The 26391-nt window shown below is 64.9% G+C and carries 30 protein-coding genes; 15 read left to right on the top strand and 15 right to left on the bottom strand.

Annotated features, from left to right (window positions below; all coding sequences use genetic code 11):
* The 9 genes from ftsY to ACVJNE_RS06995 form a co-directional block, all read left to right on the top strand.
* Nucleotides 1-1289 (top strand): signal recognition particle-docking protein FtsY (ftsY, locus tag ACVJNE_RS07035; RefSeq protein ID WP_499564143.1); only part of this gene is annotated, 1289 nt, incomplete at its 5' end.
* The gene (locus ACVJNE_RS07030) at nt 1289-1936 is read left to right on the top strand and encodes a septation protein A (RefSeq protein WP_499564141.1); all 648 of its coding nucleotides are present in this window, start codon (nt 1289-1291) and stop codon (nt 1934-1936) included. The genes ftsY and ACVJNE_RS07030, both read left to right, overlap by 1 nt.
* 11 nt (nt 1937-1947) lie before the next feature.
* Complete coding sequence (locus ACVJNE_RS07025) at nt 1948-2562, top strand: pyridoxamine 5'-phosphate oxidase family protein (protein WP_499564139.1); 615 nt, start codon at nt 1948-1950, stop codon at nt 2560-2562.
* A 201-nt stretch (nt 2563-2763) separates the two neighbouring features.
* Nucleotides 2764-3003 carry a hypothetical protein gene (locus ACVJNE_RS07020; protein WP_368801333.1) on the top strand — a complete coding sequence of 80 codons (240 nt, stop codon included), beginning with the start codon at nt 2764-2766 and terminating at the stop codon, nt 3001-3003.
* A gap of 208 nt (nt 3004-3211) precedes the next feature.
* Nucleotides 3212-3616 (top strand): succinate dehydrogenase, cytochrome b556 subunit, encoded by a 405-nt coding sequence (sdhC, locus tag ACVJNE_RS07015; RefSeq protein ID WP_499564136.1) that lies wholly within the window; start codon nt 3212-3214, stop codon nt 3614-3616.
* 1 nt (nt 3617) lies between these two features.
* Nucleotides 3618-4001, top strand: coding sequence for a succinate dehydrogenase, hydrophobic membrane anchor protein (gene sdhD / locus ACVJNE_RS07010; protein WP_173188737.1), 384 nt, complete (start codon nt 3618-3620; stop codon nt 3999-4001).
* Nucleotides 4002-4004: 3 nt separating this feature from the next.
* Nucleotides 4005-5852, top strand: coding sequence for a succinate dehydrogenase flavoprotein subunit (gene sdhA / locus ACVJNE_RS07005; protein WP_499564134.1), 1848 nt, complete (start codon nt 4005-4007; stop codon nt 5850-5852).
* A 15-nt stretch (nt 5853-5867) separates the two neighbouring features.
* Complete coding sequence (locus ACVJNE_RS07000; RefSeq protein ID WP_173188739.1) at nt 5868-6647, top strand: succinate dehydrogenase iron-sulfur subunit; 780 nt, start codon at nt 5868-5870, stop codon at nt 6645-6647.
* Nucleotides 6648-6657: 10 nt separating this feature from the next.
* Nucleotides 6658-7701, top strand: a complete 1044-nt coding sequence (locus tag ACVJNE_RS06995) for a DUF2332 domain-containing protein (RefSeq protein ID WP_499564133.1) — start codon at nt 6658-6660, stop codon at nt 7699-7701.
* A 12-nt stretch (nt 7702-7713) separates the two neighbouring features.
* Here ACVJNE_RS06995 and ACVJNE_RS06990 read toward each other — a convergent pair whose 3' ends face one another.
* The gene (locus ACVJNE_RS06990) at nt 7714-8175 is read right to left on the bottom strand and encodes a GNAT family N-acetyltransferase (RefSeq protein WP_499564132.1); all 462 of its coding nucleotides are present in this window, start codon (nt 8173-8175) and stop codon (nt 7714-7716) included.
* A gap of 221 nt (nt 8176-8396) precedes the next feature.
* Here ACVJNE_RS06990 and ACVJNE_RS06985 point away from each other — a divergent pair, with 221 nt between their 5' ends.
* The 3 genes from ACVJNE_RS06985 (at nt 8397) to ACVJNE_RS06975 (ending at nt 10978) form a co-directional block, all read left to right on the top strand.
* Nucleotides 8397-8753, top strand: a complete 357-nt coding sequence (locus tag ACVJNE_RS06985; RefSeq protein ID WP_499564131.1) for a hypothetical protein — start codon at nt 8397-8399, stop codon at nt 8751-8753.
* A 66-nt stretch (nt 8754-8819) separates the two neighbouring features.
* On the top strand, nt 8820-10151 hold the full coding sequence (locus ACVJNE_RS06980; protein ID WP_499564130.1) for a hypothetical protein: 1332 nt from the start codon (nt 8820-8822) through the stop codon (nt 10149-10151).
* Nucleotides 10148-10978, top strand: a complete 831-nt coding sequence (locus ACVJNE_RS06975) for a COG3904 family protein (RefSeq protein ID WP_499564129.1) — start codon at nt 10148-10150, stop codon at nt 10976-10978. Before ACVJNE_RS06980 ends, ACVJNE_RS06975 begins: the two co-directional genes overlap by 4 nt.
* Here ACVJNE_RS06975 and ACVJNE_RS06970 read toward each other — a convergent pair whose 3' ends face one another.
* The 13 genes from ACVJNE_RS06970 to ACVJNE_RS06910 all read right to left on the bottom strand — a co-directional run bounded on the left by ACVJNE_RS06970 (nt 10979) and on the right by ACVJNE_RS06910 (nt 23036).
* Complete coding sequence (locus ACVJNE_RS06970; RefSeq protein WP_499564128.1) at nt 10979-12172, bottom strand: GGDEF domain-containing protein; 1194 nt, start codon at nt 12170-12172, stop codon at nt 10979-10981.
* A gap of 73 nt (nt 12173-12245) precedes the next feature.
* Nucleotides 12246-13454: a GGDEF domain-containing protein gene (locus ACVJNE_RS06965; protein ID WP_499564126.1), complete on the bottom strand. Its 1209-nt coding sequence runs from the start codon at nt 13452-13454 to the stop codon at nt 12246-12248.
* Nucleotides 13455-13523: 69 nt separating this feature from the next.
* Complete coding sequence (leuC, locus tag ACVJNE_RS06960; RefSeq protein WP_444726350.1) at nt 13524-14933, bottom strand: 3-isopropylmalate dehydratase large subunit; 1410 nt, start codon at nt 14931-14933, stop codon at nt 13524-13526.
* A 236-nt stretch (nt 14934-15169) separates the two neighbouring features.
* On the bottom strand, nt 15170-15682 hold the full coding sequence (locus ACVJNE_RS06955) for an MgtC/SapB family protein (protein ID WP_499564125.1): 513 nt from the start codon (nt 15680-15682) through the stop codon (nt 15170-15172).
* 68 nt (nt 15683-15750) lie between these two features.
* Nucleotides 15751-16380, bottom strand: a complete 630-nt coding sequence (locus ACVJNE_RS06950) for a class I SAM-dependent DNA methyltransferase (RefSeq protein WP_499564124.1) — start codon at nt 16378-16380, stop codon at nt 15751-15753.
* The gene (locus ACVJNE_RS06945) at nt 16377-17192 is read right to left on the bottom strand and encodes an amino acid ABC transporter permease (RefSeq protein WP_499564123.1); all 816 of its coding nucleotides are present in this window, start codon (nt 17190-17192) and stop codon (nt 16377-16379) included. The genes ACVJNE_RS06950 and ACVJNE_RS06945 overlap by 4 nt, the downstream gene beginning before the upstream one ends.
* A complete protein-coding gene (locus ACVJNE_RS06940; RefSeq protein ID WP_499564122.1) occupies nt 17189-17986 on the bottom strand; it encodes a transporter substrate-binding domain-containing protein in 798 nt (265 codons plus the stop codon). Before ACVJNE_RS06940 ends, ACVJNE_RS06945 begins: the two co-directional genes overlap by 4 nt.
* A gap of 114 nt (nt 17987-18100) precedes the next feature.
* Nucleotides 18101-19465, bottom strand: coding sequence for a dicarboxylate/amino acid:cation symporter (locus ACVJNE_RS06935; RefSeq protein ID WP_499564120.1), 1365 nt, complete (start codon nt 19463-19465; stop codon nt 18101-18103).
* 216 nt (nt 19466-19681) lie between these two features.
* On the bottom strand, nt 19682-20215 hold the full coding sequence (gene rplS, locus ACVJNE_RS06930; protein WP_499564118.1) for a 50S ribosomal protein L19: 534 nt from the start codon (nt 20213-20215) through the stop codon (nt 19682-19684).
* Between the two features lie 176 nt (nt 20216-20391).
* Entirely contained in the window at nt 20392-20766 is a 375-nt protein-coding gene (locus ACVJNE_RS06925; RefSeq protein WP_499564116.1) for a DUF4260 family protein, read from the bottom strand.
* Nucleotides 20763-21473 carry a tRNA (guanosine(37)-N1)-methyltransferase TrmD gene (gene trmD, locus ACVJNE_RS06920; RefSeq protein WP_499564114.1) on the bottom strand — a complete coding sequence of 237 codons (711 nt, stop codon included), beginning with the start codon at nt 21471-21473 and terminating at the stop codon, nt 20763-20765. Before trmD ends, ACVJNE_RS06925 begins: the two co-directional genes overlap by 4 nt.
* On the bottom strand, nt 21470-22000 hold the full coding sequence (rimM, locus tag ACVJNE_RS06915) for a ribosome maturation factor RimM (protein WP_499564112.1): 531 nt from the start codon (nt 21998-22000) through the stop codon (nt 21470-21472). Before rimM ends, trmD begins: the two co-directional genes overlap by 4 nt.
* Before the next feature lie 151 nt (nt 22001-22151).
* Nucleotides 22152-23036, bottom strand: coding sequence for a serine/threonine-protein kinase (locus ACVJNE_RS06910; protein ID WP_499564110.1), 885 nt, complete (start codon nt 23034-23036; stop codon nt 22152-22154).
* Between the two features lie 364 nt (nt 23037-23400).
* On the opposite strand from ACVJNE_RS06910, the gene ACVJNE_RS06905 reads away from it, so the two are divergent.
* From ACVJNE_RS06905 to ACVJNE_RS06895, 3 genes are all read left to right on the top strand, one after another.
* Nucleotides 23401-24339, top strand: coding sequence for a tyrosine recombinase XerC (locus ACVJNE_RS06905; protein WP_499564185.1), 939 nt, complete (start codon nt 23401-23403; stop codon nt 24337-24339).
* 264 nt (nt 24340-24603) lie between these two features.
* Nucleotides 24604-25677 (top strand): TraB/GumN family protein, encoded by a 1074-nt coding sequence (locus ACVJNE_RS06900; protein WP_499564108.1) that lies wholly within the window; start codon nt 24604-24606, stop codon nt 25675-25677.
* Between the two features lie 76 nt (nt 25678-25753).
* On the top strand, nt 25754-25930 hold the full coding sequence (locus ACVJNE_RS06895; RefSeq protein WP_499564106.1) for a hypothetical protein: 177 nt from the start codon (nt 25754-25756) through the stop codon (nt 25928-25930).
* A 79-nt stretch (nt 25931-26009) separates the two neighbouring features.
* Here the strand turns inward: ACVJNE_RS06895 and ACVJNE_RS06890 are convergent, their stop codons facing one another.
* Complete coding sequence (locus ACVJNE_RS06890; RefSeq protein ID WP_499564104.1) at nt 26010-26360, bottom strand: GNAT family N-acetyltransferase; 351 nt, start codon at nt 26358-26360, stop codon at nt 26010-26012.
* Between the last annotated feature and the right edge of the window lie 31 nt (nt 26361-26391).

Genomic DNA, 26391 nt, shown 5'->3' with positions numbered 1-26391 from the left:
AGCCAGAGCCAGAGCCAGAGCCAGAGCCAGAGCCAGAGCCAGAGCCAGAGCCAGAGCCAGAGCCAGAGCCAGAGCCAGAGCCAGAGCCAGAGCCAGAGCCACTTCGGCCTCGCGCTGACACCCTCCCCGCTGAGGCGGAGAATCGCGAACCGGCTGCAAAGGAGGAGCGGTCTTCGTCCGCATTGCCGGACGAAGAGGACGATGCTGCAACGGCGTTGCCTCCCTCTCTTTCTTCATCGGACGACGGTAAGGGTGAGGAGCTCGCGCCGACGGCTGCGCCGGTTGATGCGCCACCTCCAGCCAGGGTCACGGTTTCCAGGGCGGTCGAGAAAAAGAGCGAGCCCGCCCCGGTCGAAGCCGCGCCTGCGCCGCGCCTGTCGTGGTATCAGCGTCTCAGCCAGGGTCTTTCGCGTTCCTCGCGCGAGCTGCGCGACTCGATCTCGGGCGTGTTCACCAAGCGCAAGCTCGACGACGACACGCTGCAGGATCTGGAAGACGTTCTGATCCGCGCCGATCTCGGCATGGAAACCGCGATCCGTGTCACCGACACCCTCGCCTCCGGCCGATATGGCAAGGATGTCTCCGGCGAGGAAGTCCGGGCGGTGATGGCCCAGGAAATCGAAAAGGTGCTCGGTCCCGTCGCCCTGCCGCTGGAACTCGACCTCAGCCACAAGCCGCATGTCATCCTCGTGGTCGGCGTGAACGGGACCGGCAAGACGACGACCATCGGCAAGCTTGCCGCCAAGCTGACGGCGGGCGGTCTCAAGGTGACGCTCGCTGCGGGCGACACGTTCCGGGCCGCCGCGATCGAGCAGCTCAAGATCTGGGGCGAGCGCACCGGTTCGCCTGTCGTCGCATCGAGGCTCGGCGCCGATGCGGCCGGGCTTGCCTTCGACGCGTATCAACAGGCCAAGGAAGCCGGATCCGACGTGCTCATCATCGACACCGCCGGCCGGCTTCAGAACAAGGCCGAGCTGATGGCCGAACTCGAGAAGATCGTGCGCGTGCTCGGCAAGCACGATCCTGAGGCGCCGCATACCGTGCTTCAGACCGTCGATGCGACGACGGGCCAGAATGCCCTCAATCAGGTCGAAATCTTCCGCAATGTTGCAGGCGTCAACGGCTTGGTGATGACCAAGCTCGATGGCACGGCGCGTGGCGGCATTCTTGTCGCAATCGCCGCGAAGCATAAATTGCCGGTTTATTTCATCGGCGTCGGCGAGCAGGTCGACGACCTGGAACCCTTTTCTGCGGGCGAATTCGCCAAGGCGATCGCCGGAGTGAATTGATGAACGATCCCATTCTCGAGCGCGGTCCCGACGACCCGAAGAAGAAAGAAATGAACCCCCTGCTAAAGCTTGCGCTGGAGCTGGGACCCCTGCTCGTCTTCTTTTTCGCCAACGCGCGCGGTGAAAGCCTGATCGAGACCTGGCCGGCGCTGGGCTCCCTTGGCGGTCCGCTTTTTCTGGCCACCGGCCTGTTCATGGTCGCTACCGCCATCTCGCTTTCGGTGTCGTGGTTGCTGACCCGGTCGCTGCCGATCATGCCACTGGTGTCGGGCGTCGTCGTCTTCGTCTTCGGCGCATTGACCCTGTGGCTGCAGGATGAGATCTTCATCAAGATGAAGCCGACCATCGTGAACACGCTCTTCGGCACGGTGCTGCTCGGCGGGCTTTTCTTTGGCAGGTCGCTGCTTGGCTATGTGTTCGATTCAGCCTTCCGGCTCGATGCTGAAGGATGGCGCAAGCTGACATTGCGCTGGGGCCTGTTCTTCTTCTTCCTGGCCCTTGCGAACGAAGTGGTCTGGCGCAACTTCTCGACCGATTTCTGGGTTGCATTCAAGGTCTGGGGCATCATGCCGATCACCCTTGCCTTCACCTTCAGCCAGATGCCGCTGATCATGCGCCACGCGCTGGAAGACAAGCCGGCCGAGTAAGAGGACATCCGATGGAGTTCATCACCACGCGCGAAGGCCTGAGGCAGCATTACCGGCAACCGGGTGACGGGCCGCTGCGCAAGGAGCTACGCCTGCTCGACCATCACGCCCGCTCCTTCATCGGCAGGAGCCCGTTCGTGCTCATCGGCTCGTCCGACGATGCGGGCAATGCGGATGTGACGCCGAAAGGCGACAGACCGGGTTTCGTTGCCGTGCTTGATGATCACACGCTCGCGATTCCCGACCGGCCGGGCAACAACCGCCTCGACACTTGGGAAAACGTCGTTGCCAACCCTGCCGTTGGCCTGCTGTTTCTCATCCCCGGTATGAACGAGACACTGCGCGTCAACGGCGAGGCGCGCATCACTGCGGACGAAACGCTGCGAGACAGGCTGGCCGTGGACGGCAAGCCGCCGATCACTGTGCTGATCGTGTCCGTGAAGGCCTGCTACATGCATTGCGCCAAGGCGTTCATGCGATCGGAGCTGTGGAAGCCGGAAAGCTGGCCCGAGCGCGACACCATGCCGACGCTTGGGGAAATCCTGCGCGATCAGCTTGCCTTGTCGGAATCGGCCGCAACGGTCGACAAGTCGCTGGACGAGGCCTACCGCAAGACCCTGTGGTAAGATCGGGCCGCGGCCACCGCTCACGCAACGACAGCCGCAACCGCGTTGATCTTTGTCGGCAATTGGCGCTAAGTCGACGCCATGATTACGAATCCCCGAGCGGGCCCTGGTGCCCATCGCGTCGTTTTGCTTTGCGGTTTCGCTTTTCTCCTTGCGGCCTGCGTTGCCAATGGACAGCAATCCGGCGGCGCGGAAGAGGTCGTGGCCACAAAGCAGCCGCGTCACGCCACTTACAATTGCGGCGAGGACGGTGCGATCTCGGTCGAGAATCGGAGTTCCTCGGTCAGGCTTGTTGAGGCCGAGGGCGACAGCTACGAGCTCCCGGCATCGCCGCCCACCCAGACCAGCCGCTATGGCGAGGGCGGACTTGCCCTGGTTGTCGAAGGCCGTGAGGCGCTCTGGATGAAGGCTGGAAGCGAACCGCTTACGTGCGTCCGCTGATTCGTTTTCGCGACGTCGTTCCGGTCCGCACGACTTCAATCGATTGAAGCGAACTGCGGTCGAACGCATTGTGATCCGGCGTGGTTTTCCGGCTTTGACGCGCTGCAAAAACCGCATTAGAAAGCCGGCAGCCACAGGTCGCGTTCCGAACCGCCGATGCCGTTTTCAGCGGGCTTTGCGAGCGTAGCCGCCATCTCCCGGGGGAGCCATGAGCAAATCCGCAGCCACCCGCGCCAGACCGCTTTCGCCGCATCTGTTCATCTACAAGCCAATTCCGACGATGATGATGTCGATCGTGCATCGCATCACCGGCGTCGCGCTCTATTTCGGGATTGTCCTGTTTGCCGTCTGGCTGCTCGCCGCCGCGACGTCGCAGGACTGGTTCGACACGGTCAGCGCGGTCTACGGCTCCTGGATCGGTCGGCTCATCCTGTTCGGCTTCACCTGGGCGCTCCTTCACCACATGCTGGGCGGTATCCGTCATTTCGTCATGGATGCGGGCCTCGGTCTTGAGAAACATTTCTCGACCAGGGTTGCCGTTGCGATGCCCTTCGTTTCCGTGGCTCTGACCATCATCCTCTGGGTGATCGGCTATCTCGCGCGGGGAGCCTGACATGACCGACTTTCGTACGCCGCTTTCGCGTGTCCGCGGCCTGGGGGCCGCTCGTGAAGGCACCGGCCATTTCTGGTATCAGCGCGTCACCGCGGTCGCCAATCTGCCGCTGGTGTTGTTCTTCATAGGGCTCGTCATCGCGCTCAGCGATGCCTCCTATGCAGATGTACGCGCCACCCTCGGCAATCCATTCGTGACGCTCGCGCTCGTGCTGGCTGTGATTTCGATCTGCTATCACATGAAGCTCGGCATGCAGATGGTGATCGAGGATTACGTCCATGACGAACTCCTCAAGATCATCTCGCTGCTGCTCAACATCTTTTTCGCCCTTATCGTCGGCGCGGTCTGCATCTTCGCGCTGCTCAAGATCGCATTCGGAGGCTGAGGCGTGGCCGAGACAAGAAACAACGTCGAAAAGCCGGGCGTGACCGGAAGCGCCTACACCTATGTCGATCACAAGTTCGACGTCGTTGTCGTGGGTGCCGGCGGCGCCGGGCTGCGCGCGACACTCGGCATGGCCGAGCAGGGCCTGAAGACGGCCTGCATCACCAAGGTTTTCCCGACACGCTCGCACACAGTGGCCGCACAGGGCGGCATCGCCGCCTCGCTCCAGAACATGGGGCCGGACAACTGGCAGTGGCACCTCTACGACACCGTCAAGGGCTCGGACTGGCTCGGCGATGTCGATGCCATGGAATACCTTGCGCGCGAGGCGCCAGCCGCAGTCTACGAGCTCGAGCATTATGGCGTGCCCTTCTCGCGCACCGAGGATGGCCGCATCTACCAGCGCCCGTTCGGCGGCCACATGCAGAACTTCGGCGACGGCCCCCCCGTGCAGCGCACCTGCGCGGCCGCCGACCGCACCGGTCACGCCATTCTGCACACGCTCTACGGCCAGTCGGTCAAGAACAACGCGCAGTTCTTCATCGAGTATTTCGCCCTAGACCTGATCATGACAGACGGCGTGTGCACCGGTGTCGTCGCGTGGAACCTCGATGACGGCACCATCCACCGCTTCGCCGCCAAGATGGTGGTGCTGGCGACCGGTGGCTACGGCCGTTCCTATTTCTCGGCGACCAGCGCCCACACCTGCACCGGCGACGGCAACGGCATGGTGGCGCGCGCCGGGTTGCCGCTGCAGGACATGGAGTTCGTCCAGTTCCACCCGACCGGCATCTACGGCGCGGGCTGCCTCATCACCGAGGGCGCGCGCGGCGAGGGTGGCTATCTCGTCAATTCCGAGGGCGAGCGCTTCATGGAGCGCTATGCGCCGTCGGCCAAGGATCTTGCCTCGCGCGACGTTGTTTCGCGCTGCATGACGATGGAAATCCGAGAGGGTCGCGGGGTCGGCAAGAACAAGGACCACATCTTCCTGCATCTCGACCACCTCGACCCCGCGGTGCTGCACGAACGTCTGCCGGGCATCTCCGAGAGCGCCAAGATCTTCGCCGGTGTCGACGTCACCCGGGAGCCGATCCCGGTTCTGCCGACGGTCCACTACAATATGGGCGGTATCCCGACCAATTACTGGGGCGAGGTGCTGAACGCCGACCACGACAATCCGGAGCGCATCCAGCCCGGCCTGATGGCGGTCGGCGAGGCGGGCTGCGCCTCGGTGCACGGCGCCAACCGGCTCGGGTCCAATTCGCTAATCGATCTCGTCGTCTTCGGCCGCGCCGCGGCGATACGCGCCGGCCAGGTGATCGACCGCGAGGGGCCGATTCCGGCGGTCAACGTTGCCGCCTGCGACAAGATCATGGAGCGCTTCGATCGTATCCGACACGCCGACGGCTCCCAGCCCACGGCGGTGCTGCGCGAAAAGATGCAGCGCGCCATGCAGGAAGACGCCGCCGTCTTCCGCACGCAGGAGACGCTCGAGCAGGGCTGCAAGCGCATCTCGGAGATCTGGAACGAGCTCCCCGACATCAAGGTCCACGACCGGTCGATGATCTGGAACTCCGATCTCGTCGAGACGCTGGAGCTAGAGAACCTGATGGCCTGCGCCATTACTACCGTCTACGGCGCGGAAGCCCGCAAGGAGAGCCGCGGCGCGCACGCCCGCGAGGACTTCGACAGCCGGGACGACGTCAGCTGGCGCAAGCACACGCTGTCGTGGGTGGATGAGGCCGGCAACGTCAAGCTCGACTACCGGCCGGTGCACACCGAGACGATGCTGCCGGAATCGGAAGGCGGCATCAGCCTGGCCAAGATCGCGCCCAAGGCGCGGGTTTACTGATCGCGAGGCACAAGAATGGTTGAACTTACCCTTCCCAAGAACTCGCGGGTCAATGAAGGCAAGGTCTGGCCGAAGCCGGAAGGCGCGACCAACCTGCGCGAGTACCGCATCTATCGCTGGTCGCCCGACGACGACGAGAACCCGCGCGTCGATACCTATCATGTCGACATGGACGATTGCGGTCCAATGGTGCTCGACGCGCTGTTGTGGATCAAGAACAAGGTCGACCCGACGCTGACGCTGCGACGCTCATGCCGCGAAGGCATCTGCGGCTCCTGCGCCATGAACATCGACGGCACCAACACGCTTGCCTGCACTAAGGGCGCGGACGAGATTTCGGGCGCGGTGCGCGTTTATCCGCTGCCGCACATGCCAGTGGTGAAGGACCTCGTGCCGGACCTCACCGTGCCCTACGCGCAGCTCTCCTCGATCCAGCCCTGGCTGCAGACGGTTTCGCCGGAGCCGGCCAAGGAATGGAAGCAGAGCCACGAGGATCGAGCCAAGCTCGACGGTCTCTACGAGTGCATTCTCTGTTTCTGCTGCCAGACCTCATGCCCGTCCTACTGGTGGAACGGCGAGCGCTATCTCGGACCGGCCGTGCTGCTCCAAGCCTATCGCTGGCTCATCGACTCCAGAGACGAGGCGACCGGCGAGCGTCTCGACAACCTGGAAGACCCCTTCCGCCTCTATCGCTGCCACACGATCATGAACTGCACGCAGGCCTGCCCGAAGGGGCTGAACCCGGCCAAGGCGATCGCGGAAATCAAGAAGATGATGGTGGAACGCCGGGTCTAGGCGGCTCGCGATGCTGCCTGCCCAGGTCTCGGAACTTTTCGAGCGCCAGGCCAGGGCGGGCGAGGATCTGGGCTCGCCCTTCACTGCCGTGCTTTGTCGAACCCTGGCCGGCGTCGTCGATGAAAGCACGGCCACCGGCCGGCGGATCATCGGCTGGCAGGGCGACGCGCTGGCTGCGCTCGTCGTGACCCGCCTGTGCGGTGGTCTCCACCGGCTCGTCCTGTCGGGCATGGACGACGACCTGCGTGCAGCCTATCCGCCCAACAGGGTTTCCGATGCCGAACTGGCGGGCGCGCTTTCACGTGCCATCGAGCGACACGACAGGCTGCTTCACGATTGGCTGGATTCGGCGCCACAGACCAACGAGATCGCGCGCTCGGCGATGTTGCTACCCGGCTTTCTGGCGATCGCGCGCGAGAGCGGCCTGCCGCTGTCGCTTTGCGAGATCGGTTCGAGCGCGGGGCTCAATCTGCTTTTCGACCGTTTTTCCTATAGCTACGGTGATGCGCACTGGGGCGACCGCGCTTCACCGGTTCACCTTGCACCGCAGATCAAGGGCAATGTGCCGCCACTGGACGGCGTGCTTACGGTGCGGTCACGTTGGGGCTGCGACATCGCTCCCGTCGACATCGCATCGGAAGAGGGGCGGATGCGGCTGCGCTCCTATGTGTGGCCGGACCAGCCCGAGCGGTTGCAGCGTCTCGATGGTGCGCTGGCGCTCGCCGACCGGCATCCAGTCGCGGTTGCAAAGGCGGATGCCGGCGAATTCGTGCGGGCAAAGCTGGGGCAACGGTTACCTGGCGAGGCCTTCGTCGTCTTCCATTCGATCATGTGGCAATACATGCCGCGCGAGACGAAGGATGAGATTCTAGCAGCGCTGTCCGAGGCCGGCCGGGACGCAAGCGCTGCCGCACCGCTCTATAGGCTTCGCATGGAGCCGCGCGATCCGCAGGACGGTTGGGCGACGCTCAGCCTGACGACATGGCCCGGCGGCGAGACGCGCAGGCTCGCGAGATGCGACTTCCATGGCCGCTGGATCGAGTGGCAGGATTAGCCGGACGCAATCTCAGGATGCGTCATAGTGGATCACGAAGGCCGTCCAGTCGGCAGGCGCAGCGATCTGCTCGTAGAGCTTTCGGCCTTCCTCGGGCTGGCGCGGCGCATTGAGTGCCAGCCGCGACCAGCCACGCTCCTCGGCCTGATCGGCGAGCAGGTCGATCAGGGCCTTGGCGATACCCTTCTTGCGATGGTCGTGGTGCACGTAAAGGTGATCGACCTGACCGCAGCGCAGCCCGGTGACCGGATCGGGCAGGTCAGTGAAGATCGCGAAGCCGACGAGATCGCCATCGATCCGCGCGCCCATCACCTCGGCGGTGCGATCCTGCAGCAGCGTCTCGGCGTAGAACTCGTCCGGCCGGCGCGGGGCGCCGCGCTTCAGCGCCTGCGCATAGGCGGCCAGCAAAGGTGCGAGGTCGCGCGCGTCGCGCAGGCGCAGGAGGGTGATGTCGATCTGGTGATTGGCAGCCATGGAGATGTCCTCGTGTCGGGTCCCCTTTCAGTCCTTTCGCGCCGGCCTGTCAATGCGGCCAACGGGCTATAGCGCGGTCACCGGGCCGCTGGTCCCTCCGCGCGCGGTCGTTAACCATATTGCTGCGTCACGGTGCAGCGGCGGCGTGAGGGGCCTTAACAAAGGTTAATAAGTGGTTAAAATCCAGGGTTCGAGCTGGCGTCCAACCTGGGAGCAATGCCATGCGCAAAATCTGTCTCGCAATCGGTGCGGGCGCCCTTGCCGTCATGGCGTCAGGCGCGGCCGTGGCCGGGGACTACAGGGATCGCGTTCACGCGGACTCCTTTGGCAATCTGGTCATCTACAGCCATGCGGGCCACCAGCGGATTCTCGTCGGCATGGGCCATGTCGCCGAATCCTACAACCTGACCGGCTCCTACTACGAGCCGGAGGAACCACAGGTCGTTTACCTGGACGAGGAGCGCGACATGCAGCAGATCCGCCGCTGCTCGCGACCGCCTTATGTCTGGAAAGGGCGCGACCGCATGTACGGTCTGCCGGAGGGCGTGGTGCCGCAGGCGCCACTGGTCTGCCGATAGCAGCCGTCGTGCCGGCAGCATGATCCGGTCATCTTTCCTGCGCCAATGGCAGGACAAGGAGCGTCGATGAGCAAGGCTCGCACCGCGCGCCGTCTGAAAGAGCAGGTCGCCTCGCTGGAGACGATGACGCGATTCGTGCTGGCCACGCTGGCGCTGGCGAGCGGCGTCTACACCTATCTCGGCGTGCGCAGCCTGCTCGACGGCGATGCCGTCCTCGTCTTCTTCGCGGCAATTGTCTACTCGGTCGCCGTTTCTGTCGGCATCTACGGGTTCTGGGTCTATCTGAGCCGCTTCCTGCCAGAGATGCGCGACGGCCTGTCACGACTGGCGCTGTTCGCGATCATGGCGGCCGGTTCGGTGATGATCATCGCCATGTCGTCCTGGCTCAACGCCGCGGCACTTGCCGGCTCGGCTGCCGTGGAGCAGCATCTCGCCACGACGCAGGAAGGCTACACCGCCGATCTCGACCAGGCACATTCGAACGCTTTGGGCGCACTGTCGCTGCTGCCGGACATCCAGCGCGCCGCCGAGCGCTTTGCCCGCCTTGCCGATGACGAACGCGAATCGGGCGCGCTGACCGGCACATCCGGCTCGGGCACCGTCGTGCAGCTCCTGACGCAGATGTCGGCGCAGATGGGCGAGTTGGAATCGACGATCCAGGCCTCGCGCGAAACCGTCCGCACGCTGTTCGAGGAAGGGCAAGGCCATCTTGCGACGATGCGCGGGCTCGTTTCCGGCAGCGGACCGGTTCAGCCCCGCGCGGACCAGTTTGCCGAGCAGGCCGTCCAGCTCGCCGGTGTGATCTCGGCGCTGGAGCAGACCTCCATCGCCCCTTCCGTGGCACGCGCTGCCGCGGACCTGTCGCTCGGCTTCATCGCGCCTGTGGCCGGCGGCAATACGGCCGACCTTGCCGGACGGCAGAACGCGGTGATGGACACGATCCGCACCTCGGTCGCTTCCCAGTCGGAAGCGCTGTCGGCGGCGGCCGCCGAAATCCTCAACCAGCCCAAGGTCGAGGAACGCCGCTTCGTGCCGCTCTCGTCTGCCGAGGCGGTCATTCTCTATGCCGGAAGCTTCCTGCCGAGCTGGGCTGGCGCCATCTCCATCGATCTCCTGCCGGGCGTGCTCGTCGCCATTCTGGCCGTTGCCCACGCCGTCATGCGGCGGGGCGAAGAAGAGATGGACGACGCAGAGCGCATAACGGCGGCCGACATGATGCGCTCGCTCGAAATCCAGGAGGCGATCGCCGCCCGCCGGCGGGCGCTCGCGGCGCAGGAAGACGCCAGCGACGCCGATCCCGTTGGGGCCGCGCAACACCACGACACGACCGAGCCGCCGGCAAAAGCGGAAAACGTCACCCCCCTTTCGGTGGCCGAGAGGAAACGGCACGACCCATGAGCGAACATCAGGCAACGATCGGCGGTCAGCCCCGCCACAACATGTTCATGCGCTATATCGAACGCTTCGACGATGGCGAGATCGCCCGCTGGGCTTTTCGCGGGCTTCTGGCCGGTGCCATCGTCGTCATCGGTCTCGACCTGAAGGCGTTGTATGACGACCGGCTCATGCTCGACCCGACGGCTACAGGCACCACCGTCATCGTCGAACCGGTCCTGCCGCCGGCGGTGCGGCCCGGCAGCGAGGGGCAACCGACGCTGGATCCGCGCGAGAACGTGACGGCCGACGACGATGCGATGCGCCGGCCGCTTCGCTTCGAGCTGCATTCCGGCGGGGTAATGTCGGCGGAGGGCTCGATCGACGTGGGCGCGGCACAGCGCTTCGCGGCCGAAATGGACGCGCGCGGCGAATATGTGAAAACGCTGACACTCAATTCGCCCGGCGGTTCCCTTGACGATGCCATGGCTATGGCGCGGCTGGTGCGTGAGCGGGGCATTGCGACCGAAGTGCCGGACGGGGCTCTGTGCGCGTCGTCCTGCCCGCTGGTGCTGGCCGGCGGTGCTGTCAGGAGCGTGGGCGAGAAGGCGGCTGTCGGGCTGCACCAGTTCTACGCGGCGACGAAGGGTACCAACGATCCCGCTCAGGCGATGTCGGACGCCCAGGCGACGGCTGCCCGCATCTCGCGCTATCTGAGCGAGATGGATGTCGATCCCGCCCTGTGGCTGCATGCGCTCGATACGCCGCCGCAGGCGCTCTATTACCTGTCCGCCGAGGAGATGACGCGCTACCGTCTCACCACCGGCGGCGCGACGCTCGCCAGCCGGTAGCTACTGAACGGCAAACGACCGGCCGTCATCGATGATCTGGTGCACACGGGCCACCCGTACGCAGTCGCGGCCTGCGCGCTTTGCTTCGTAAAGCGCGGCATCTGCCCTCATCATCAGCGCCAATGGTGCTTCGGTGGGACTCATCTGGGTAACGCCGAAACTGGCGGTGAAACGGTGTTCCGGCGGCAGTTCAGCAGGGTCGAGGCGTGTTAGCGTGCTCCTCACCCGCTCCGCGAACAGGCGCGCCGCCGCGACGTTGCTTCCCGGCAGCATGACCGCGAATTCCTCACCGCCGATACGACCCAGCACGTGGTGATCCTCCGCGCAGGCGCGCAATGTTTCTGCGAACAGGACGATGAGCCGGTCGCCTACGGCGTGGCCATAGGTATCGTTGACCATCTTGAAGTGATCGAGATCGCACATGACAAGCGATACCGGCAGTCCCCTTGCCAGATGCCGGCGCGCGACTTCATCCAGCCGCTGCTCGAAACCGCGCCGGTTCAGCAGGCCCGAAAGCATGTCGGTTTCCGACTTGGCGGTGATGTCCTTGACGAGATCGGCGATCAGTACGCCCAGCAGCGTCAGTGCGGTTGCAACGGCGAGAATGGCGCCCACGGTCTGTGAGAACATGGCATAGGCGGTGCCGATATATTCCTGAGGGCTGGCCCCTGCACCGCCGAGCAACAGCACAACTGCCGCCTTCGACAGAAAGTGCAGGGCGGTCAGCAACAGGAAGACTGCAAGCAGCCTGTCGACCAACCTGCGTCTGCGCGCCGAAAGCACGATATAGACACCGACGGCCTGCATGAGCGCGAATGGGGCTTGATAGGCGAGCATGCGCCATACGGAATCACGCTCCAACCCCAAAGAAAGAACGGTGGAGGTCAGCGCGATGACGAACGCGGCGGCGAGCAGCCTGGCAGGCGGCGTCATGTCATAGCGATAGGCAAGCCCGATATTGACCAACATCAGGGCGCCGATGAAGGCGATGCTACCCAGGAACACGCCAATCCGTGGGTCGGGCAGAACCGGCAGGATAACCTCGAGCGCGACATAAAGCCCGCCGGCGGCATAGCCGGCGGCAAACCACCAGGCCGATCGGTAGCGGCTGTAGAGCGCGATCAGGATGAACGCCGCGCAAAACAGCCCGGCAACCGCCAGGTTGATGACAAGGATAAAGGTTGCGCCGCTCATGCCGATCTCGTTCCGCGCGACCATATTCCGTCAAGCGGGCGAAGAAGTGGTTAACGCGAGCTATGGTAGCAGGTCAACGACTGGCAGTCTCGGGGGTGTGCTGTGAAGGGGCGAGCGGCGCGGCCGGAGACCGCAACGGATTGTCTACCCGAACGCGGTCGCGGCCCGCCTTCTTGGCTTCATAGAGCGCCCGGTCGGCGCGCATGAAGAGCTCGGCCACGGTTTCACCGTCGCGCCACTCGGCAACGCCGAAACTCGCGCTGAAGCGCATGTCGCCAGGCAGGTGCGGTACGGGCAGGAGACCGAAGCCCGCCCGCACACCTTCGGCAAAAAGGCGCCCGCTATTGCGGTCGCTACCGCACAGCAGAACTGCAAACTCCTCGCCGCCGATGCGTCCCGCAATCTGGTTGGAACCGGTGAAATCGCGCATGCAGCTGGCGAACGTCATGATCACATAGTCGCCGGCCGCGTGGCCGTAGGTGTCATTCACCGACTTGAAGTGGTCGAGGTCGCAGACGACCAGTGTAACCGCCATGCGCCTGCGTCGGCTGTTACGAAGCGTTTCGGCAACCCCCTGTTCGAAGCCGCGCCTGTTGAGCAAGCCCGACAGGGGGTCGGTATGCGATTCCAGCCGAAGTTCCTCCATCACGTCGAGCGCGATGGCGGTGATAAGCGAAAGCGCGAAAATCAGCAGGAACAAAGAGGCGGAGAAGGTGAGCGTGATCCAGTAGAGCGACTGGTGAATGTTGTCGTAGCTTTCATACGGCCCATCGATCCAGATGACGAGAACCGGGCGCACAAAGAAGCTGACGCCATAAACGAGCAACAGTGCGAGCAGGATGTTGTCGACGAAATTGCGTCGGGGCGCCCGACGCAACTCGGCGGCCATCGTCAGCGTGATCGCCCCGAAGGCGAAGTTGAGCGAATAGATTCGCCAGATGATGTCCGGCTGCACGAAGAGGAACCATATGAAGGCGCCAAAGCCTACCACCGCAAAAAAAGCGGTGGTGAGGACGGGTGGCCTGCGTTCGAAGCGTGCCAGGCCGCCGATGGCAAAACCCACCCCGCCGGCCAAAAACAGGAAGTTCGCCACGAGCTTGGAGACCGGCGGGCTGGACAGCGTGAAGTAGTGCAGGAAAAAGCCGCCGCCGATCGCCAGGAAGGAGACACCGAGCAGGGCGATGTAAGCCTGCCGCCGATGTTGCCACAGCAGAAAGAATGTCGCGGCGAAGATCAGCGACATGGCGGGATTCGTCAATGCGATGATGACGTTCGCGTCCAAACATCCCGCCCCGGTTTCCGTTGGGGCAGGATGCTAGCGTCGAAGAAACAACAAGCCGTTAAACGGCGGTCAGTTCCAGTCGCGAATGTCGACGAAATGGCCGGCGATCGCAGCCGCGGCAGCCATGGCCGGCGAGACCAGATGCGTGCGCCCCTTGAAGCCCTGCCGGCCCTCGAAATTGCGGTTCGAGGTCGATGCGCATCGCTCATGCGGCTTTAGCCGGTCGTCGTTCATGGCAAGGCACATGGAGCAGCCGGGCTCGCGCCAGTCGAAACCCGCCTCTATGAAAATCCTGTGCAGCCCCTCGGCTTCCGCTTGTGCCTTCACCAGACCCGAACCCGGCACGATCATGGCGTCCACGGTTGGCGCAACCTTCTTGCCCTCGACAACCTTGGCGACGGCGCGCAGATCCTCGATGCGGCCGTTGGTGCACGAGCCGATGAAGACGCGGTCGAGCGTGATGTCGGTCATCTTCGTTCCCGGCTTCAGGCCCATATAGTCGAGCGCGCGCTGCTTGGAGGTACGCTTGGTCTCGTCTGCAATGGCGGCCGGGTCCGGAACCTCACCGGTGATCGCAACGACATCTTCCGGCGATGAGCCCCAGGTCACGATCGGCGGCAGGTTGGCCGCGTCGAGTACGACCACCTTGTCGAAATGCGCCCCCTCGTCGGTCTTCAGCGTCTTCCAGTAGTCGAGCGCCATATCCCACGCCTTGCCCTTTGGCGCGCGCGGCTTGTCCTTGACATAGGCGAAGGTCGTTTCGTCCGGCGCGATCAGGCCGGCGCGCGCGCCACCCTCGATCGACATGTTGCAGATCGTCATGCGGCCTTCCATCGACAGCGCGCGGATCGCCTCGCCCGCATATTCGATCACGTAGCCAGTGCCGCCGGCCGTGCCTATTTCGCCAATGATGGCGAGGATGATGTCCTTTGCCGTCACGCCTTCGGGCAACTGCCCGTCGACGCGGACCAGCATGTTCTTGGCCTTCTTCTGGATCAGCGTCTGCGTGGCGAGCACATGCTCGACCTCAGACGTGCCGATGCCATGTGCCAGCGCGCCGAACGCGCCGTGGGTCGAGGTGTGGCTGTCGCCGCAGACGATGGTCATGCCCGGCAGGGTGAAACCCTGCTCCGGCCCGATGATGTGGACGATGCCCTGCCTGATATCGGCTGCGTCATAGTATTCCACGCCGAAGTCTGCGGCGTTCCTGGCCAGAGCCTCGACCTGAATGCGGCTTTCCTCGTTCTTGATGCCGTTCTTGCGGTCGGGCGAGGTCGGCACGTTGTGGTCGACCACGGCGAGCGTCTTTTCCGGCTGACGAACCTTGCGACCGGCCATGCGCAGACCCTCGAAGGCCTGCGGGCTGGTCACCTCATGAACCAGATGGCGGTCGATGTAGAGCAGGCAGGTGCCGTCATCCTGCCGGTCGACGACGTGCTCGTCGAAAATCTTGTCGTAGAGTGTGCGCGGTGCGGTCATTTTGCGTCAATCCGTCGATATGGAGCCATGGAAGTTGGGGCGGCCCTTGTGCGGCCGAACTCGGAACGTATGCTCAGCCGAGGCGGGCGAGCGTCGCGCCGGTGATGCGGACGAAGAATCGTGCAGGCAGACGCTTCACGTCCTGCAGCACGAAGCCTTTGTAGGCCGGATGTCCGAAAAGTTCTTCCATGACCAAGCTCATACCAGCGTTTCGTCGGCTCGGCAATTGGGACGGTCTAGTCGTCGGCCGGTGGCTTTTCCGCCTTTCTCGCGTCCTCTCCGACGACAGCCTTTTCCAGTGGGTGCATGAGGCCCAACACGAAGACGGCCAGAAGCGTGGCGAAGCCGGCGATCTGCCAGAACCCCAATCCGGCAGCCAGACCGATGGCGCCAGCCAGCCAGAGGCCCGCGCCCGTTGTCAGCCCCTTGATGCGACCGCGCGCGAAGATGATGGTGCCCGCCGCGAGAAATGCGACGCCGGCGGTGACGGCCTCGATCAGGCGCAGAGGATCCTGACGCGCTCCGTCATCCTCGAACTGCGAGGTATGAACGATCTCGATGCCGATGATCGTGAAGCATGCCGCTGCCATCGAGACCAGTATGTGGGTGCGAAGTCCCGCGGGATGATTGCGCCATTCGCGCTCGAAGCCGATGATTGCGCCCAGAACGGCAGCTAAAACCAGACGCGCTGCGATAACCGAGAACGGCAGCCATGTGGTGTGACCGACGTCATCCAGTATGTCCTGCATCAAACACCCTCGTGAACGGCGCCCTCTGCACCGTCTGCCTCAACGCGAATCGATTGAACGGGTTCCGGCTAACCGATTTCAAACACGAACGCCTTCACCTTCACCTCCGGCTCGGCCAGTACGAAGGCACGGAAGGGCTCGCTTTCTTCAACTCTGCGCCAGCGTCCCGCATCTTCGAGCCGCCGGAATACGTCGATGAACCCGCCATCCTCCAGCAACAGGTCGCGCACGGTGAAGATCGCATGGCCGCCCGGGCGCGTGATGCGAACCAGCTCGTCGAAACTCGACGCGGGCGCATGGCCCGCCGTGAACACACCACTCGAGAGAAAGGCGGCGAAATGGTCGTCGGGCCACGGCAGGGTCGTGCCTAACTCCGCCTGCCTGAGTTCGCGGTAGGCGTTGCGCTGCCCGGCCAGATCGAGCATCTCGCGCGAGTAGTCGAGGCCGACGAGATCGTCATAGCCCAGTGCTTTCAGAAAAGGCCCCGACAGGCCCGTTCCGCAGCCGGCATCCAGCAACGGGCCATCGCTGTGCGGCACGTGACGGGCCACCCAGCCGGCAATCACGAAGGGAAGGCTGTACCCCAGCGCGATCGTGTCGCGGTCGTAATCTGCGGCCCAGTCGGCATAGGCTCGCTCGAGCTCCCGGGGCGACTTGGCGGCATAAACGCGATCGAGCGCCTTTTCCTCGTGGCTCATTCGTGTGCTCCCTTTCTCAGTTTGCGTTCAAGTGCGCGCAAGGCCAGCGACAGGGTGACGGTCAGCAACAGATAGATATAGGCCACGATCGAGTAGGTTTCGAAGAAGCGGAACGAGCCGGCCGCATAGACCTTGCCCATCTGCGTGATGTCGGCGACGCCGAGGACGGAGACCAGCGAGGAATCCTTGACCATGGCGACGAAGTCGTTGCCGAGCGGCGGCAGGATGGTACGTAGCGCCTGTGGCATGACGATCAACCGGAAGCGCTGGAAGCGGGAAAGCCCAAGCGCCTTCGCGGCCTCGATCTGTCCCGCCTCGACCGACTGGATGCCCGCGCGGAACACTTCCGAGATGAACGCCGAATAGCCGATCGTCAGCGCGACGATGGCGCGCCACAGAAGCGAGATGTCGCGCACCAGCAGCGGCTCGATGATGCCGGCCTGCGCCAGCGGTGCCGTCGCCCAGTTCCAGCCTGCCACGAATGCCGGCACCCCGGCAAAGGCGATCCAGAACAGCAGCACCAGAATGGGCACGCCGCGGATGATCTCGACATAGAAGCGCGCCGTTTGCCGCAGGATGCGCGACTCCGACAGGGCCATCAATGCGATGCCGAGGCCCAGCGCGGATGCGAGTGCAAACCCGATGACCGTAACGAAGACGGTGATGCCGAGCCCGCGCGCGACAATGCTGAAGACCTGCGAATAAAGGTCGTTCGCCGCGACGAAGATTGCGATGGCAAGAGCGATCGCGATCGCGGCGGCGAGCCAGTAGGGAAACTCCTTCCGGCTCGCGGGCGGATGTGCTGCGCTCACTCGCCCATCTTGTATTCGAGGAACCACTTCCTGTTCAGCGCCTCGAGCGTGCCATCGGCCTCCATCGCGGCGATGGCGGCGTTGACCGGGGCGACCAGATCGGAGCCCTTCGGGAAGATGAAGCCGAAATCCTCCGAGCCGAGCGGGCCACCGATGATCTTCAGCGTGCCGTTCGAGGCATCGACATACCCTTGCGCGGCGACGCCGTCGGTCATCACGAGGTCGACGTCACCGGCGCGCAGGGCCTGAACCGTCGCGCCAAAAGTCTCAAACAGCTTGATGCGCGGGTTGGCCTCGTTGCCGTCGAGGATGTCATAGACGGCGACATAGAACGGCGTCGTGCCGGGCTGGGCGGCGATCAGAAGGTCCTCGTTTTCTCCAAATGCCTTCTCGTCGGCGAAGCGTTCCTCGTCGGCGCGCACCAGCATGCGCATCTCGGAATGCATGTAGGGATCGGAGAAGTCGACCTTCTCCCTGCGGTCGTCGCGGATGGTGATGCCGGTCATGCCCATGTCGTACTGGCCATCGGAGACCGACTGGATCATCGCGTCCCAGCTCGTGTTCTGGTACTCGACGACGAAATTGAGCCGCTGCGACATCTCCTTCAGCGCATCGTATTCCCAGCCGATGGCGTCGCCCGTCTTGGGGTCGACGAACTGCAGCGGTGGATAGGCGTTTTCGGTGACGATGACGACGGTGCGGCCGCCGAGGTCGGGCAGGTCCTGTGCCTGCGCCGTTGCGGCGAGGAAAAACGTAGCGGCAACGGCCGCGAAAGAGGCAAAGCGACGGATCATCGGGGTCTCCTGAGCTGATTTCGTCGCAAACCTAGACTCCCCGGCCCCTCATTGCCAAGCGTGGCGAGGTTCGATCCCGCCACGCCGTTTGCTGGAGAGGGCGCGGTGCGAGCGTCAGGCCGGGCTTGGCTGAGCACCGACATCGAGCACGTCGATGTCGCCCGCGCTGTCGTAGATCTCCTGGTCCAGAATGCCCTGCCGCTTGGCAACGATGGTCGGCACCAGGGCCTGGCCGGCGACGTTCACCGCCGTGCGGCCCATGTCGAGGATCGGGTCGATGGCGAGCAGAAGGCCGACGCCGGCGAGCGGCAGGCCCAGCGTCGACAAAGTCAGGGTCAGCATCACGGTCGCGCCGGTAAGGCCAGCCGTGGCGGCGGAGCCGATGACCGAGACGAAGACGATCAGGATGTAATCCTCGATGCCGAGCGGAAGCTGGTAGAACTGCGCGACGAAGATCGCCGAGATCGCCGGATAGATCGCCGCGCAGCCGTCCATCTTGGTCGTCGCGCCGAGCGGCACGGCGAAGGCCGCATATTCGCGCGGCACGCCGAGCGCCTTTTCGGTGACCGTTTCCGTGACAGGCATGGTTCCGACGGAGGAGCGCGAAACGAAGCCGAGCTGGATCGCCGGCCACGCGCCGGCGAAGAAACGCACCGGGTTGAGGCCGTGCAGCGCCAGCAGGATCGGGTAGACGCCGAAGATGACGAGCGCCAGCCCGATATAGATCGCCACCGAATACCAGCCGAGCTGCGCCAGCGTCTGCCAGCCATATTGCGCGACCGCGTTGCCGAGCAGGCCGATCGTGCCGATGGGCGTCAGGCGGATGACCCACCACAGCACCTTGCGCACGATCGCCAGCAGCGAGCGGTTGAACTCGAGGAACGGCTCGGCGGCCTCACCCACGCGCAGAGCTGCGGCACCCACCGCGATAGAGATCACCAGGATCTGGAGAACGTTGAAGCCGAGCGCGGTCGTGGCGCCGCCGTCGGTGAGCCGTGTCGAGGCCTGCAGGCCGAAGATGTTGGCCGGCACCAGCCCCTTGAGGAAGTCGAGCCATGAGCCGGTGGTCGAGGGTTCCTTCGCGGCTTCCGCCAGAACCTGCGTGTTGACACCGGGCTGGATGAACAGACCCAGCGCGATGCCGATAAGGACGGCGATCAGTGCCGTGATCGCGAACCAGAGCAGGGTCTGCCAGACCAAAGCGGCGGCGTTGGAGAGCTGCCGCAGATTGCCGATCGACGCCACGATTGCCGTGAAGATCAGCGGTGGGACGAGCGCCCGCAGGAGCTGGACGAAAATCGAGCCGACGGTGGAGAGCGTGGTGGCGAGCCAGTTGGGATCGCCGGCGGCGTCAGGCCCCATCGAGCGGGCGATGAAGCCGAGCAGGAGGCCGAGCACCATGGCCGCCAGAACCTGGAAGCCGAACGAGGCATAGAACGGCCGGGGAGCGGCCGCAGCATGAGAGGACGAACGAGACATCGCGATTTGCCTTGAAATGATGGAGGCTGCCAACTCTGGGTAGTGGCAGCCGGAATTCCTTTCGATATACGCCTCGCTATGAGCGCCGGGTAGAAACGCAATTCCCTGCGCCAGCCCACCTTGAGAAAACCATTCTCGTACAAACACGAGCCCCGTGGAAACGAAAATGGCGGCCAGTGGCCGCCATCATCGAAATTCAGGAACTGAGGGGCGGGCTTACTCGGCCGCGCTTGCTTCCTTCTCGGCAGCCTCCGCGGCCGCCTTTTCAGCAGCATCGGCAGCGGCCTTCTCGGCGGCGAGCGCCTCGGCGGCGGCGATCTTCTCGGCCTCGATGCGCGCCTTCTCGGCGGCAAGCGCGTCGCGCTCGGCATCGTTCAGCTTGCGGGCGCGCACGCCGGTATTCTCGACGATACGGGCCGACTTGCCGCGGCGATCGCGCAGGTAGTAGAGCTTGGCGCGGCGGACCTTGCCACGGCGCACGACCTCGACCGCCTCGACCAGCGGCGAATAGACCGGGAACACGCGCTCCACGCCCTCGCCGTAGGAAATCTTGCGGACGGTGAAGCTTTCCTGGAAGCCCGAGCCGGAACGGGCGATGCAGACGCCTTCATAGGCCTGCACGCGGGTACGCGAACCTTCGGTGACGCGCACCTGCACGCGAACGGTGTCGCCGGGCTGGAATTCGGGGAGCTTGCGCTTTTCCTCGATCTTGGCGGCCTGCTCGGCCTCGAGCTGACGGATGATGTCCATCGGAATGATTCCTTGTTCTTGCGAACCGTCAGAGCGCCCGTCTCACCGGCAGTCGATACCGCCTTGGAAAGTGTCCCTTCTCGGCGAAGGGAACAGGAGCGAGTTCACGTGTTCTGGTTAAATTCCCGGCCATCGGCCGTTTGTGTCGGCGCACATACACCACATCCAAGGCTGAATCAACTGGCAGGGCGGTCCTCCTTCGGTCGTCCGATCCGGCCGAGATGCGTGTCCTGAAAGCCGCTTTCGCACTTCAGGCCATAGCCGAGCGCCCGGTCGATCGCGATGTGGGCGGCGAGGATGATCGCGATCTGCGCGAGGAGCGGCGCGCCCGCTGCCAAAGCGATCAGCCAGAGCGCCGCCGGGGCGAGCCAGGTGTGCACGGCGTTGTAGCACCAGGCGCCGAGCCGGGGGCCGCCGAGATAACCGGCCATCGAGATGTCGGGAACGAGGATCAGCGCGGCGAACAGCCACCAGTTCCCGCCCGAAAGATGAAAGGCGACGAGCGCGACGAGTGCGATCGCCGCATGTTCGAGGCGGAGGAACAGCGTCATTTCTTCGACCCCTTTTCCGTTTGGCGGGCACCGAAAAGATCCGGCCGGCGCTCGGCCGTCAGCCGCTCGGCCTCCCCGCGACGCCATTCGGCGATCCGCCCGTGATTGCCGGATGTCAGGATGTCGGGAATGGGCCGGCCCTCGAAATCCTGAGGACGGGTATAATGCGGATGCTCCAGCAGCCCGCTCTCGAAGCTTTCCTCTGCGCCGGAGGCGTCGTTGCCCATGACACCGGGAAGCAGGCGCACCACCGCATCGAGCAGCACCAAGGCGGCCGGCTCGCCGCCCGACAGGATGTAGTCGCCTATCGACACCTCCTCGAGGTCGCGTGCCTCGATCACGCGCTGGTCCACACCCTCGAAGCGACCGCAGACGATCACCGCGCCGGGGCCGGCCGCCAGCTCGCGGACGCGCGCCTGGGTCAGCGGCTTTCCGCGCGGGCTCATCAGCAGTTTCGGACGTCGGCCGCCCTCGGGTGCGGCATGATCGATGGCTTTCGCCAGAATGTCTGCCCGCAACACCATGCCGGCGCCGCCGCCGGCCGGCGTATCGTCCACGGTGCGGTGACGGTCGGTGGCGAAGTCACGGATCTGGACGGCTTCCAGCGACCAGTCGCCGCGCTCGAGCGCACGGCCGGCCAGCGAATGGCCGAGCGCGCCCGGAAACATCTCAGGGTAGAGCGTCAGCACCGTGGCCGAAAAGCTCATTCGCCGTCATCCTCTCCGACCAGCCCCGCGCCGGCACTGTCGATGCGGATGAAGCCGTCGCGCACCGAGATCTCGGGGATCGCGGCGAGGGTGAAGGGGATCATCACGGTTCGCCTGCCGGCAAGAGCGACCTCGACGATGTCGCCACCGCCGAAATTCTGGATCGCGGCGACCTTGCCGATCGACGAGCCTGTCTCGTCGCGGACTGCAAGGCCGATCAGGTCGGCGTGATAGAATTCATCGTCATCGAGATCGTCCGGCAGGGCGGAACGATCGATGAAGAGCTCGGTGCCGGTTGCCGCTTCCGCGGCCTCGCGGCTGGCGATCTCCCTGAAGCGGACAACGACGACTGTCTTCGCCGGGCGGATCGCCGCGACGGTGAAGGTCCGCCCATCCGCCGAGCGCAGCGGGCCGTAGTCGCCCAGTGCCAGCGGATCGCCCGTGAAGGTCTTGACCCGCACCTCGCCCTTCACGCCATGCGGCGCGCCGATCACCGCCATCTGGACGGTTTTTTCATCGTTTGTCATCGCCCGTCTCTAATGGTGCCGCCGACGCAATTCAATCCGGGAGAGGAGAACCACGAAGTGGTGGAGGGGCGTTCAGGTACGCAGTGATCCGTTCGCGGATGAGGTTCGTGCCGCGGCAGCGCCTTTTCGATCTGAACGTTCCTACGTTTCCTCATGAGGTATCGGCGCGCTCCATCGCCCAGAAGGCGAGGTCGTGCACGACGGTGAGCACGTCATGAACCGGGTGGGCACGCCGCCCTGCTGCGCGCCATCCGGGCGGACGGCCGGGGCGCAGCGGCCAGACGCGGCCTTTCCACGCTCCTGCTTGTGGAGATGCGAAGGACGGGCGAGACCCGTGGCCCGCCCCAGAGTGAGGAACCGAAGCGGCGGGGTGGGGGTCCTTTCGGGCCGCATCGCGCCGCGCCCGCCAGCGGGCGAAGCGGCTTGCTTGGGCGGGCAGGTCGTCGAGTGCCGTGGCCACGGCCCGCAGGCGCAGCGCAAGGCGGGTGGCGTCGATGGGATCGTCCGGCATCGGCGGCTGGCGTGGGGAAAGCGGCACCGACGCGCCGTCGCCCGGAAACGAGATGCGCGGCACGCCGGCGGCAACCGGCCGCCTCGGGCCACGCCAGCGCGGCAGCGGATCGAACAGCGGCAGGGTCGCGCGCCTTGCGGCTTTGCGCGCCTTCGGCGACGCGGGCGTTGCCGCGAGCATGCGGCCTTCGAGGCTCGGGCTTCGCCCTCGCAGCGGGGGATGGGGCAGGTCGCGCGCCGTGACGATGATGAGCCGCCGCGCGGCCGCCTCGGCGGGGCGCAGGAGCCGCAGAATGACGCGGTGGAGATGGCGGGGGAGCGTCGGGCGTTCCTCGGTGCGCTTCCCCGCCGGGTCCCCGCTGGCTGCGGCAGCGTCCCGGCCTTCTTCGCCTGTTGCGGTACCACCGGCAGGACAGCCTTGCGCCTCCGATGCAAACCGGCCGCGAAGCCCGGCCATGGCCACGAGCGTCGTCAGGATGCGCCGCAGCGCCTCCCGGTTCGTCTCGATCGCCGCACTCCAGTCCATCGCCGCCTTCTCCGGTTCACTCGGCGCGATTGTCGGGCGAGGTTTGGAGGGGGTGGACAAGTTTGGGGGGAAATGCGTGGGCACTCTGCCAAACGTTCTTGCGGTTCCTCGCGCCACTGGCCGTGCCGTTGTCTGCGTCAATTCTGCGAACCTGAACACCCCCTCCACCGCCTTCGGCGGTCCCCCTCCCCCATATATGGGGGAGGATCCAAGGTCGCGGACGGCCGCAACGCGGTTCCTCCCCTGCGAAGCGGGGGAGGGGGACCACGAAGTGGTGGAGGGGGCGTTTGTCCTCTCGGCCTTCTTTGGAAATCGGCGGCCGGCATTCACCCGCCGCTAACCACGATGCGGCAGAATGGCCTTTATGGAAGAATTCCTCGTATCCGCCCGTCCCGACCTGCAGAAGGCGCGGCAGGACTGGCTCGCCTCGCTTGTCGCGGAGCGGCGGCTTTCGGCGTTGACGGTCGATGCCTATGAGCGCGATACGCGCCAGCTTCTGCAGTTCCTGACAGGGCATTGCGGCGGGGCGCCGGGCATTGCCGACATCGCCGAACTGAAGCCCTTCGACCTGCGCGCCTTCCTGGCGCATCGCCGCAACGGCGGCGCGGGCGCGCGATCGCTGGGCCGGGGGCTGGCGGGTATCCGGTCCTTCCTGCGCTTCCTCGAAAGGCGCGGGCTGGCCAATGCCGCCGGCGCGGCCGCCATGCGGGCGCCGAAACAGCCGAAATCCTTGCCCAAACCGCTGACGGCGGTCGACGCCAAGCGGGTGGTTTCAGCCGGCGAGCAACTGGCGGAGGAGCCGTGGATCGCCGCGCGCAACGCGGCGGTGCTGACGCTGCTCTACGGGTGCGGACTGCGCATCTCCGAAGCGCTCGGACTGCCGGGCGCAGCCCTTGCCGACAGCGGGGAGACGGTGCTGCGCGTCACCGGCAAGGGCGGCAAGACGCGGCTCGTGCCGGTGCTGCCGGTGGCGCACAGGGCCGTTGCCGAATACCGGCGGCTATGCCCTTATCATCTAGGGCCGGACGGGCCGCTGTTTCGTGGCGCACGCGGCGGCGCGCTGCAGCCGGCGATCATCCAGCGCGAGATGCAGAAGCTGCGCTCCGCGCTGAACCTGCCGGACACGGCGACGCCACACGCACTGCGCCATTCGTTTGCGACGCATCTGCTTGCACGGGGCGGCGATCTGCGCACCATCCAGGAACTGCTCGGCCACGCCAGTCTGTCGACGACGCAGATCTATACCGGGGTCGACACGGCGCGACTGCTCGACATCTACGATTCGGCCCATCCCCGGGCGTAGAAGATGTGGCGCCATTTTTTTGGGTGCGTCCTTCGAGGCTCGCTCCGCTCGCACCTCAGGATGAGCGGCGTGGGTTGATCGAGCCAGCAACGCGGGGGCTCGATGTACTTCAGGAGAACAACCCCGGAACTCACCGGCTTGCGGGAGAGATGCACGACGATCCTCATCCTGAGGTGCGAGCAAAGCGAGCCTCGAAGGACGCACGGCAGCAATTTTTCCGATTGGCTTAACGGTTTGGCCGCACTTGTCTGCGAGATTCCGGCCATGAAGCCCGCCACTGCCATAACCGAGCGCGCCGCCGATCTTTCGTTGAGGCTGATCGCGGCGTTCAATCTTTTTTTCCTTATCGCGTTCATCGCGACGCTGCTGTTTGCCGCAACGCAGGCGCGGGCGGAGGACGATGCGACGGCCTGCACCGGGAGCGACATGCTCGCGGCGATGAAGCGCGACGACCCGGAAAAGCTGGAGCAGATAAGAACCGAAGCCGCTAGCGTGGCGAATGGCGACGCGGTGTTGTGGCGGATCGAGAAGGATGGCGTCGAGCCCTCCTATCTGTTCGGTACGATGCACATGTCGGACCCGCGGGTGGTTCGGTTGAGCGACGATGCGGAGGCTGCGCTCGAGGCCTCCAGGACTGTGGTCATCGAAACCACCGAAATCCTCGATCAGTCGAAGATGATGGCGGCGATGGCCGCACAGCCGGAACTGATGATGTTCACCGACGAGACGACGCTGTTTTCGCTGTTGTCGGAGGAAGACCGGGCAACGGCGGAAGCGGCGCTGAATCAGCGGGGCATACCGCCGGCCAGCGTGCAGAAAATGAAGCCCTGGATGATTGCCTCGATGGTTGCGCTGCCGGCTTGCGAGCTTGCGCGCAAGGCATCCGGCGCGAAAGTGCTCGACATCGAGCTCGCCGAGCGCGCTCAGGCCGACGGCAAGGCGCTGGAGGGACTTGAGACGATCGTCGACCAGCTCGGCGCAATGGCCTCGCTGCCGATGGAGTTCCACATGCGCGGGCTGGTGGATACGCTGGCGCTGGGAGAGCGGATCGACGACGTCATCGAAACGATGATCGTGCTCTATCTTGACGGCGAGACCGGCATGTTCTGGCCGTTCTTCCGGGCGGTGCTGCCTTCGGACGAACAGTCCACCGCAGGCTTCGCGGCGTTCGAGGAAGCCATGATAACCGCCCGCAACGACACGATGGCCGCACGCGCCGCGCCGTTCATCGATGCCGGCGGCGCATTCATCGCCGTGGGCGCGCTGCACCTGCCCGGCGACGAGGGCCTCGTCTCGCTCCTGCGCGAGGCCGGCTACGCGGTCAGCGCGGTGCAGTGATCACGGCAATCGTGATTTGGCGGCAACCGGGTCGCCTTGCTAGCCTGTGGGCGTATCGAAGCAGAGGATACGCACAATGAAGACAGCCTTGACGCTCGCAGCCGTTCTTGGACTTTCCGTTTCGGTCGCGGCCGCCTGCCCGATGAAGCGCGATACAACCGCTTCGACGGACACCAAGCTGACAGTCGCCAGCATCTCGTCGGGATCGATGTCGACCCCGGCGGACGCAACGACGGTCAAGAAAGAGAAGTAGGCCGGGGAGGCCTCTTTCTCGAAACCCTGTGAATGTTCCTTTTGCCCGCTCCGCAGCCTGCGGGGCGGGTTTTCACATATCAGGTGCCGCGGCGCACATATGTGATATCGGGCAGCCCTTCCTCATTTCCGAAGCCGTCGCCGAAGGCTTCGGCCCGAAAACCGTGCCGCTCGTAGAAGCGGCGCGCGCCGTCATTGGCCTGAAAGCAGTGAAGCCTGGAGACCGGCATGTTAGCCGTCGCGAGGGCAAGAAGGCGGCTGCCGATGCCGCGCCCGGTCCAGTCCGGATCGAGATAAAGCTGCTCGATCCATTCGCCTTCGACGGCAATGAAGCCGACGATACGGCCCTCGGCCTCGGCGACCGTCACGGTCTGGTTGGGGAGTACGCGGCCGCTGATGAAGGCCAGGTCTTCATCGGGCGTGTGCAGCATGGGCATCCATGGGAACGAGCCGAGGCTTGCC

Source organism: Mesorhizobium sp. DxT (genome assembly GCF_058448885.1).
Note: the sequence above shows the minus strand (reverse complement) of the source record. Positions and strands in the feature narration are given on the sequence as shown.